This window comes from Mycobacterium sp. WUMAC-067, assembly GCF_020217485.1.
Lineage (GTDB): Bacteria > Actinomycetota > Actinomycetes > Mycobacteriales > Mycobacteriaceae > Mycobacterium.
Genome location: NZ_JAEKMI010000033.1, coordinates 42,993 through 51,970, shown reverse-complemented (window position 1 = coordinate 51,970; position 8,978 = coordinate 42,993). Strand labels below are relative to the sequence as shown.

The window sequence follows — 8,978 nt, the reverse complement described above, 5'->3', positions numbered from 1 at the left end:
TAGGGAAAAGACGGTTCGTCCCTAGTCACCCACGCGGCGCGAGCGGGGATGCCGTCAGTCGTTTCCGCGCGGTGGCGGTTGCACCGCCACGCCCGTTGATTGGTGTTCGGGACCCGCGGCGGGGTGTTCGGGAGGGACACGGTCGCGGAAACGGGCGCCCTCGCTGGGACGCTGCGGTGCGGGTTGGCCGCCCTGGCTTCGGTACGGGCCGGGTTTCCGCCGAGGCTTTCCACCGGGGAATGCCAGCCGAAAGATGGTGCGCTGCACCATCAGCCACTGCTTGGAGAACCGCCCGGAGTTGTACGGCAGCTCGTAGCGCTCGCAAATGTCTTTGACCTTGGGCGCGATCTCCGAGTATCGGCTGCTCGGCATGTCGGGGTAGAGGTGGTGCTCCACCTGATAACCCAGGTTGCCGCTGATGATGTGGAACAGCGGGCTGCCCTCGATGTTCGCGGCGCCAACCAACTGGCGCAGATACCACCCGCCGCGCGTCTCGTCTTCAACGTCTTCCTGGCTGAACGTGTAGGTCTGGTCGGGGAAATGACCGCAGAAGATGATCGCGTTCGACCACACGTTGCGGATGAGGTTGGCGGCCGCGTCGGCACCCATGGTTCGTAGATAGGTGCTTTCCACGCCCGGCAGGATCTTGTCGAGGAACCCCGCCGTCGAGCCCAGGCGGCCCGCCCCGGCCTTACGGAGCGCCCTGCCCAGGCGCGACTCCGCGGGCTGATCGAGCCTGCCACGCAAGGCCAGCTGGGCGAGCGCGAAGGCGCCGGCGCTGATCAGCGGCCACCCGAGATAGTCCTTGAAGATCTGCGCGCGGGCCTTGCCCCCGATGCCCCTCAGGTCCTTGCGCACCTCCGACCACGGCTTCTCGCGGCGCCGAATGGCGTCGATGTCCATGTCGTGAATGGCCACGCCCCACTCGAACAGCAGCATCAGCAAGACGTTGTAGAGCGGCTGAAAGAGGAACCGCGGGTGCCATTGTTGATTCGGATCGATCCGCAGGAGCTCGTAGCCGAGATCCTTGTCCTTGCCCAAGATGTTGGTGAAGGTGTGGTGAACGTAGTTGTGGGAGTGTTTCCAGGCCTCGGCGGTCGACGCGGTGTCCCAGTCCCACACCGAGGAATGGATATCGGGATCGTTCATCCAATCCCATTGCCCGTGCATGACGTTGTGGCCGATCTCCATGTTCTCCAGGATCTTGGCCATTCCCAGACAGGCCGTTCCCAGGACCCATGCGGTCTTCGAGCGCGAGCCGAGCAACAGCACCCGGGCGGCGACCACAATCTGTCGCTGCACCGAGATCACCGTCTTGATGTAATGCCGGTCGCGTTCACCGAGATCGGCGAACACCTCGTCATGAATCGCGTCCAACTCCTTCGCGAGCTTTTCGCGTTCTTGCTCCCCCAGGCGGGCGAGCAACTCGCCCCCGGTGGTTTTCGCAGCGGCTGTCACAACCCGCTCCTTTCCGTCACAGCTCGAGCTCGACATCACCTTCGGCGGTGTTGATGCAGATCCGGACGTCTTGTCCGGTGGGCTCGATCACTTCACCCGAGCGAAGGTCACGCAGCTTGCCCGACTTCAGCGTCCCGACGCAGGTATGGCAGATTCCGATCCGGCAGCCGTAGGCCAGGTTGAGGCCCGCCTTTTCCCCGGTCTCCAAAATCGATGTGCCGCCATCGCATTCGGCGGTCTTCGCACTGTCGAGGAAGGACACCGTGCCGCCCTCGCCGGCGTTGGCGTCGCCACCGATCTTGGGCTGAAACCGCTCGAAGTGCAGCCGGTCGCGGTCGCCGTTGCGTTCCCAGTGCTCGATCAGCGCGTCGAGCATGTCGCCGGGACCCGAGCAGAACGCCTCGCGTTCGCGCCAATCCGGACAGGCTTCGTCCAGGTCATTCGGCTTGAGCCGGCCCCGCTCGGAGGTCAGGCGCAGATCCAGCCGCATGCCGGGGTGGCGGCGGTCGAACTCTTCGAGGACCGACAAAAACATGACTTGCTCGCGGGTGCGGGCGGAGTGAATGACCACGACATCGCCGACGTCACCGCCGTGATCGATGCTGCGCAACATGCTGATGATCGGGGTAATGCCACTGCCTGCGCTGATGAACAGCAGCTTGGCCGGCAACGGCTCCGGCAAGGTGAACACGCCTTCAACCTCGCCCAGCCGGACCAGATCCCCGGGCCGGATCGTGTGCACCAGATACGGCGACACGACACCGCCGTCGACCCGCTTGGGCGTCACGCTGATCAGCCCGTCCTCGGGCGCCGGATCCGACGTCAGCGAATACGCACGCCAGTAGTAGACGCCGTCGACGACCACGCCGAGCCGAACATACTGACCGGGCTTGTGGCCTGGCCATTCGTACCCGGGCCGGATCAGCACACTCGCCGCTTCCGAGCCCTGCGGCTCGACCCGTTCGACCTTTCCGCGCAGCTCTTTGGTGGTCCACAGCGGATTGATCATCTCGAGATAGTCATCGGGTTCCAGCGGGCTGAACAGCCGCCGCACCGCCCGCAGGAACAGCCGACGCCCGCGGGGGACGTGGGGCCGGGCGCCGCGTTCAGCCATGGCAATGGAGTACACAGGTGTACACCGACTTAAACCGCAGATTTGAAATTGGTTGGCACACATGGTTACACATATGCAAAATGTGCCCACACTTGTCGCATACGCGTTCACCATTCAGTGTTTGGACGGGGTCGGCGCCCCGCGCGGCTAATGTCGGTGGGTGTGTTGATGGGCTTCCTTCTCGCGTTGGGCTGCTCGGTCTGTTACGGCACCGCGACCGTGCTGCAAGCGGCGGGGACGCGGTCGGTGGAAGCGGGCAGCGGCTCGGGCGTCGACACCGTCTTGCTGTTGCGGGCCGTCCGGCAGTGGCGCTACCTGGCCGGTGTCGGCCTCGACGTCGTCGGATTCCTCCTGCAGGTGGCCGCGCTGCGGCTCGTTCCGATCTACGTCGTCGCCGCGGCGTTGGCCGCCTCGATCGCGGTCACCGGCGTTGTGGCCGCATGGGTCTTGTCGGCCCGGCTGTCGCCGGCCGAATGGAGTGCCGTCGGCGTGGTCTGCGCCAGCCTCGTCGTCCTCGCACTGGCGGCCGGGCCCGGGCACTTTCGACATGCCCCGGCCGGGCTCGGCTGGGCGCTCCTGGGGGTGGTGGCCGCGATATTCATCGCCGGCGCCGCCGCCGGGCGTCTGCCGGACCGCGCGCGTGCCCTCGCATTAGGGCTGGGCGCCGGGACGGGCTTCGGCGTCGTCGAGGTCGGCGTGCGGCTGATCGACGTGATCGATCCGACCACGCGCGCGTTCTACACGAACCCCGCCCTGTACGCGGCGGCCGCGGGTGGCGCCGCGGGATTTCTGCTGCTCACGTCCGCTCTACATCGTGGCTCTGTGACCACGGCGGTCGCGGGCATGGTCGTCGGGGAAACCCTCGCGCCGGCGTTCGTCGGGGTGGCGTGGTTGGGCGACACCGCACGCGACGGGCTCGGCTGGCTGGTGATCGCGGGATTCGCCGTCGCCGTGGCGGCCACACTGGTGCTGGCGCGGTTCGGGGAAGCCCCAGTACCTAGCGACCCTGTGTCGGGCGGTTGATTCAGGCGCCCGCGGTGGCGGATGCCGAACGGCCACCGGTGTTTTCGACCGCCGGCGCATACGTGGTGGCGCGCGCGGGGCGCGTCCACAACACCCCGTCCTGGGCGCTGACGCCCGCGGCGATGAGCGCGCGTTTGAGGATCTTGTTGGTCGCGGTCGCCGGCAGCTGGTCGTTGATGCGCACGTAGCGCGGCCACGCCTTGGGTGACAGATCGGGCTGGGCCGCGAGGAACTTCCCGAAGTCGTCCGGGGTCAGATCCGCCCCGGCGCGCAGCACCAGGGCGGCCATCACCTGGTCACCGACTTGGTCGTCGGGGACCGCGTAGACGGCGACCTGGCTGATAGCGGGCAGCCGCGCCAGGATCCGTTCGATCGGGGCGGCCGCCAAGTTCTCCCCGTCCACCCGCATCCAATCGGAGGTCCGCCCGGCGAGGTAAATCCACCCGTCGGCGTCGCGGTAGGCCAGATCGCCCGACCAGTACATCCCGTGCCGCATGCGCTCGGCCGTGGCCCCCGGATCGTTGTAGTAGCCGGCGAAGGGCCCGGCGCCCTGGGTGTTGACGAGTTCGCCGACGGCCTCGTCGAAGTTCGTCAGCGCGCCGTGCGCGTCGAACCGGGCGACGTCACATTCGGTCAGCGTTGCCGCGTTGTAGATGCTCACCCCGGGGTACGGCTTGCCGATGGAGCCGGGCGGGGTGCCGTCCTCGCGGACCACGATCACCGCGAATTCGCTGGAGCCGAAGCTGTCCACCACGCGGCACCCGAAACGCCGTGCGAATTCGGCGATGTCGCGATCGGTCGCCTCGTTGCCGAAGGCCACGCGCAACGTGTTCTCGGCGTCGTCGGGACGTTCGGGGGTGGACAGGATCAACGCCAGGGGCTTGCCGACGTAGTTCAGGTAGGTCACGCCGTAGCGGCGCACGTCGTCGAGGAAACGGGACGGCGAAAACTTGGCGGGGACCATGGTGGCCCCGCTGCCGATGGCCACCGCCCACCCCGCGGCGACGCCGTTGGAGTGAAACAGCGGCATCGCCAGGTAGCAGACGTCGGCGGCGGTGACGTCGTACTGGAAGATCAGGCTGGCGCCGCACATGACGGCCATCCCGTGCGCGAATCGGACCACCTTGGGGTCACCGCTAGTCCCCGAGGTGAAGATCATCATGAACGTGTCGGCGGCGGCGACCTCGCGATGGGGGGTCAGCGGTGGCGCCGCGGCCACCGCATCGGCGTAACTCGTCCCGCCCACGTCGAGAACCTGAATTCCCGTGAGGTCCAGGCCGTCCAGCAGGGGCAGGTGATCGTGGTCGACGAGCACGATCTGGCAGTCGGAGCGCCGGATGTCGGCGAGCAGCGCGGGTCCGCGGCGGGTCGTGTTCAGGCCGCACAGCACGTAGCCGCCGAGCGCGGCCGCGGCCATCGCGCGCAGCATCGCCGGTGAATTGCCCAGTGCGGCACCGACATGCAGCGGCCGGCTGGGATCGGCACGCGCGATCAGTGCCGCCGCCTCGGCCTCGGCTTCGGCGACGTGCTCGCGCCAGGTCCACGTCTTTTCGTGGTGGGCGATCGCGGGGGTGTCCTCGTGCCTGCGCTGCCGCAGGAGCTGCTGAACCGTCTCCGGCACCGTCTCACTTCCTCTTTGCCGTCATCGGGTGCGGCCTCCGAGGCCACCGCCGAGGTCGGACGGCCGGTACTTCAGCAACGTGATCCCGTCTGCGAGGTCGCAGAACACCGGCTCGAGCCGCATCCCGATCCGGATGCCGTCGGGATCGACGTCGACCAGCTCGGTGCTGAATTTCGGTCCGGCATCCCACTGCACCACCGCGGGCAGCTGCGGCACCGCGTCGGCCCACGGCGGGCCGGTGGGCCGGCGGGCGATCGTGAAGGTGTACAGCGTTGCAGCGCCGTCGATTTCACGCCATTCCAGGTCGTCGGCCAGCGTCCCCGGAGCCAGGGTGCGCGGGTAGAACACGTAGCGCTGAAGCGACGGCGAGTACTGCACCAGAATCCGGCGCTGCGCCAGGGCGTCCCAAAACGGCCGGGAGACGGGCGTGGGCTCGGGAACGGGAAGGGCCGCTGGATTCATGGCTAGTCCCCCTGCATGAGCAGCGCGACCTGCTCGCTCATGATGCCGCCGTTACCGGTCACGAAGGCGGTGTGGCAGTCGGGCACCTGCGCGTCGCCGGCGCGCCCCATGATCTGCCGCGCGCCGTCAACGACGTGGTGCATGCCGCCGGCCATGCCGGCCTGACCGAAGGACAGTTGCCCGCCCGCGGTGTTGAGCGGGAACTCTCCGCGATAGGTCAGGTCGCGTTCGTTAATCCACGACATGCCTTTGCCTTTCGCGCAGAACCCGGCGTCCTCCAGGCTCATCAGCACCGTGATGGTGTAGCAATCGTAGATCGAGGCGACGTCGACATCGGACCGGGACAGCCCGGCCATCGCGAAGGCCCGCTCCGCGGCGCGCGCGATGGGTGTGGACAGCAAGTCCTCCGCGTAGGTGGGGGTCTTGAAGGCGATGTGTTCGCCGAAACCCTTGATCCACACGGGGCGGTGGCGGGCGCGGCGCGCGATGTCGGGGTTGGCGATCAACACCGCCGCTCCCCCGTGCACGCGCATCACCGTTTCCAGCATGTGGATGGGGTCGGCGATCATCGGGCTGTCCAGCACGTCGTCCACCGTGATGGGGGTGCCGTGAAAAACGGCGCTGGGGTGGGCGCACGCGTTGGTGCGTTGGTCGACGGCGATCTTGGCGACGGCGGCGGGGTCGTAACCGTATTCGGCCGCGTACCGCTGGGCGATCTGTGCGTAGGGCGCGTTTTGGCCCACGTTGCCGTAGGGGATCTCGAATTCGGCCTGCGGCGAGCCGTAGTTGTTGGAGGATGCCCCGTACCAATTCGGGTCGGCCGGGGGTTGCCGCCCGGACTGCGGCACCGACGCGGAGCCCGGTACCACGGCCAGCGCCGCCTCGCAGACACCGAGTTCGACGGCGGCCGCGGCACGCCACACCATGCCGGCCGAGGTGGCCCCGCCCAAGTCGACCCGCTCACCGAAATCCAGTGCCAGGCCCAGGTATTCGCACAGGGTGGCCGGGGCGAACATGGCCGACTCGGCGACACCGTGGGTCAGCAGGCCGTTCACGCAACCCGGGTCGATGCCGGCGTCCTCGATCACCATCTTCGCCAACAGCGCGTATTGGTCCAGGGTGAACAGCGCCGGCCGGGTGGGGCGCCGCTCGGCAGGCAACTCGGCGATGCCGACGATCGCGGCCTCCCCTCGCAGGCCGCTCATCCCCGGCTCCCCCGCCGCGGCAGCGCGACGCTGGCGGTGCCCGGCATCAGCACCGTGTCCTCGCGACGCCCGGCGATGTCCAGATCCACCAACCCGGTCCCCCTGAAAACGTCGTCTCCCAAGCGTTTACCGGTGACCGTGCCGCCGAAACTGAGCGGCTCACCGGGATAGGCGATCGCCCGATTCTGCACGGCGAAGGTCACCAGCCGGCCCCGCCCGCCGATCCAGTCCCCGAGGGCGCGGGCCAGCAGCGCCGCCTGCAGCGGACCGTGCACCAGCACGTTGGCGTATCCCTCGGTGTCGCGGGCCCATTCCTTGTCGTAGTGGATGCGGTGGCCGTTGTAGGTGGCGGCGCTGAAGAAGAACATCTGGGTCTCGTCGACGGTCACCGTCAGCGTGGGGATGTGATCGCCGACGGCGATGTCTTCGAAGAAGACCTGCTGGTCGCTCATGGGCGGGCGATCATCGACGTCGATGCTTCCGCCAGCAGGTCGCGGTCCTGGTTGCGGTACACCGTGTGCCAGGTGACGAGGACGAATCTGCCGGAGCGGCCCTGCTTTTCGACGATCGACTCGACGGTGCGGACCATTTCGATCTCGTCGCGGTGGTAGGCCGGCAGGTGAAAGGTGAAGCTCTCCCCGCCGGCCATCCGCTTGGGCGCGCGGGGAAACGCGAGGCCGCCGGAGACCGCGCCGGAGGATCCGTCGGGGCGCAGCGACCCGAGCCGCGCCACCCCGAGGATCGCGTACTGCAGGAACAGCGGCGGGCAGATGATGTCGCGAAAGCCGTTGGCGCGGGCGTACTCCGGGTCGAAATACAACGGGTTGTCCTCGCCCACCGCGGCCGCCCACCGTTGCCAGTCGCGCCGGTTCACCTCACCGGTCGCCGACGCGGCGACCGTGCCCACCCGCGACGCGGACTCGGCGTCGATCAAGCTGTCCTCACTCATCGGCGCTCCCTTCGTGCATGGTTTCCTGAAGCCACGACGCCGCGACGTCGGGGCCGCCACCGAGCGTCGAACCGAGCCGGGCCCGTTCGGTCCACAAGTGCAGGTCCGTCTCGGTGACGTAGCCCATCCCGCCGTGCAGCTGGTGGGCGTCCAGCGTGATCAGCCGGGCCGCGGTGGCCGCGTGCATGCGGGCGATGGCCGTCTCCCTGCTCGCGGTGCGGCCGCGCCCCAGCCAGAACACCGCCGCGTGCGCCGCCAATCGCGCGGCCGCCAGCGCGATGTGCATGTTGGCGATCAGATGCTGGGCCGCCTGAAACGATGCGATGGGCCGGCCGAACTGGTGACGCAGCTTGGTGTAGTCGACGGTGCGGTCCAGCACCGCCTGCCCCACCCCCACCAAGTCGAGTGATCCCAGCGCCACCGCGGTGTTGGCCAGCCGGCGCAATCCCGGCGCCGTGACGCCGCCGAGCACGGCGTCACCGGCCACGACCACATCGTCGAAGCGCACGGTGAACGCCCGGTGCCCGCCCGCCATGTCGAGCGGCTCGACGGTCACGCCACCGGCGTGCACATCGACGATGAAGATCAGTGTGCGTTCGGCTACGTCCCGCGAAGAGACGGCCGACACCACGATGAGATCGGCGACGTCGGCGTCGGCGACGTAATCCGCAATCCCGTTGAGCCGCCACCGTTGCGAGTCAGGTTCGGCGCGCAGCGGCGGACAGACGAGCGCGGCGTCGCGTGCGTTCCAGAGCGCGGTGGTGGCGCGGACGCTCCCGGACGCGAGGGGTGGCAGCCAGACGGCCTTGGCGTCCGGGGAGCCGAGCTGGTCGAGCGCGAGGGCGGCGTGCACGCTGCTGTGCACCGTCGTCGGGCACAGGGCGCGACCGGCTTCGGTGTAGAACACGGCCAGGTCGTCGAGGGAGCCGCCGGCGCCGCCGTACTCCTCGGCGATGGCCAGCCCGAACACACCCGCGTCGGCGAGCGCCTTCCACAGAGCCGGTGTGCGGCGGTCCGCGCCCGGTTGGTCGAGGGCGCGCACCTGGCTGACCGGGTTCTCGGCGGCCAGCAGGGCGCGTAGCGCCGCGGCGAACTCGCGCTGTTCGGCGGACGGGATCGTCTTCATCGGTGGGTGCGGGGCTCCGA

General features: G+C 68.6%; 9 protein-coding genes. 1 reads left to right on the top strand and 8 read right to left on the bottom strand.

The window, feature by feature from the left end; translation table 11 throughout:
* Positions 1–54: 54 nt before the first annotated feature.
* Together JF781_RS20375 and JF781_RS20370 are read right to left on the bottom strand one after the other, a co-directional pair.
* Positions 55–1,458: an acyl-CoA desaturase gene (locus JF781_RS20375; RefSeq protein ID WP_225328771.1), complete on the bottom strand. Its 1,404-nt coding sequence runs from the start codon at positions 1,456–1,458 to the stop codon at positions 55–57.
* A gap of 16 nt (positions 1,459–1,474) precedes the next feature.
* On the bottom strand, positions 1,475–2,572 hold the full coding sequence (locus tag JF781_RS20370; RefSeq protein WP_225328770.1) for a ferredoxin reductase: 1,098 nt from the start codon (positions 2,570–2,572) through the stop codon (positions 1,475–1,477).
* Between the two features lie 150 nt (positions 2,573–2,722).
* Between JF781_RS20370 and JF781_RS20365 the strand changes: the two genes are divergently transcribed.
* Complete coding sequence (locus tag JF781_RS20365) at positions 2,723–3,595, top strand: DMT family transporter (protein ID WP_308011566.1); 873 nt, start codon at positions 2,723–2,725, stop codon at positions 3,593–3,595.
* A gap of 1 nt (position 3,596) precedes the next feature.
* On the opposite strand, the gene fadD1 is transcribed toward JF781_RS20365, so the two are convergent.
* The 6 genes from fadD1 to JF781_RS20335 are packed head-to-tail and all read right to left on the bottom strand — an operon-like array spanning position 3,597 to position 8,958.
* Entirely contained in the window at positions 3,597–5,216 is a 1,620-nt protein-coding gene (fadD1, locus tag JF781_RS20360; protein ID WP_225328768.1) for a fatty-acid--CoA ligase FadD1, read from the bottom strand.
* 21 nt (positions 5,217–5,237) lie between these two features.
* Positions 5,238–5,678 (bottom strand): Zn-ribbon domain-containing OB-fold protein, encoded by a 441-nt coding sequence (locus tag JF781_RS20355; RefSeq protein ID WP_225328767.1) that lies wholly within the window; start codon positions 5,676–5,678, stop codon positions 5,238–5,240.
* Between the two features lie 2 nt (positions 5,679–5,680).
* Positions 5,681–6,883, bottom strand: a complete 1,203-nt coding sequence (locus tag JF781_RS20350; RefSeq protein ID WP_225328766.1) for a thiolase family protein — start codon at positions 6,881–6,883, stop codon at positions 5,681–5,683.
* Entirely contained in the window at positions 6,880–7,335 is a 456-nt protein-coding gene (locus JF781_RS20345) for a MaoC/PaaZ C-terminal domain-containing protein (RefSeq protein WP_225328765.1), read from the bottom strand. The genes JF781_RS20350 and JF781_RS20345 overlap by 4 nt, the downstream gene beginning before the upstream one ends.
* Positions 7,332–7,832 carry a MaoC family dehydratase N-terminal domain-containing protein gene (locus JF781_RS20340; RefSeq protein WP_225328764.1) on the bottom strand — a complete coding sequence of 167 codons (501 nt, stop codon included), beginning with the start codon at positions 7,830–7,832 and terminating at the stop codon, positions 7,332–7,334. Before JF781_RS20340 ends, JF781_RS20345 begins: the two co-directional genes overlap by 4 nt.
* Positions 7,825–8,958 carry an acyl-CoA dehydrogenase family protein gene (locus tag JF781_RS20335; RefSeq protein ID WP_225328763.1) on the bottom strand — a complete coding sequence of 378 codons (1,134 nt, stop codon included), beginning with the start codon at positions 8,956–8,958 and terminating at the stop codon, positions 7,825–7,827. Before JF781_RS20335 ends, JF781_RS20340 begins: the two co-directional genes overlap by 8 nt.
* Positions 8,959–8,978: the final 20 nt, after the last annotated feature.

Coding starts and splice junctions, on each gene's coding strand:
- JF781_RS20370 (WP_225328770.1), bottom strand. CDS start 2,572: ATGGCTGAACGCGGCGCCCGGCCCCACGTCCCCCGCGGGCGTCGGCTG.
- JF781_RS20365 (WP_308011566.1), top strand. CDS start 2,723: ATGTCGGTGGGTGTGTTGATGGGCTTCCTTCTCGCGTTGGGCTGCTCG.
- JF781_RS20355 (WP_225328767.1), bottom strand. CDS start 5,678: ATGAATCCAGCGGCCCTTCCCGTTCCCGAGCCCACGCCCGTCTCCCGG.
- JF781_RS20350 (WP_225328766.1), bottom strand. CDS start 6,883: ATGAGCGGCCTGCGAGGGGAGGCCGCGATCGTCGGCATCGCCGAGTTG.
- JF781_RS20345 (WP_225328765.1), bottom strand. CDS start 7,335: ATGAGCGACCAGCAGGTCTTCTTCGAAGACATCGCCGTCGGCGATCAC.
- JF781_RS20340 (WP_225328764.1), bottom strand. CDS start 7,832: ATGAGTGAGGACAGCTTGATCGACGCCGAGTCCGCGTCGCGGGTGGGC.
- JF781_RS20335 (WP_225328763.1), bottom strand. CDS start 8,958: ATGAAGACGATCCCGTCCGCCGAACAGCGCGAGTTCGCCGCGGCGCTA.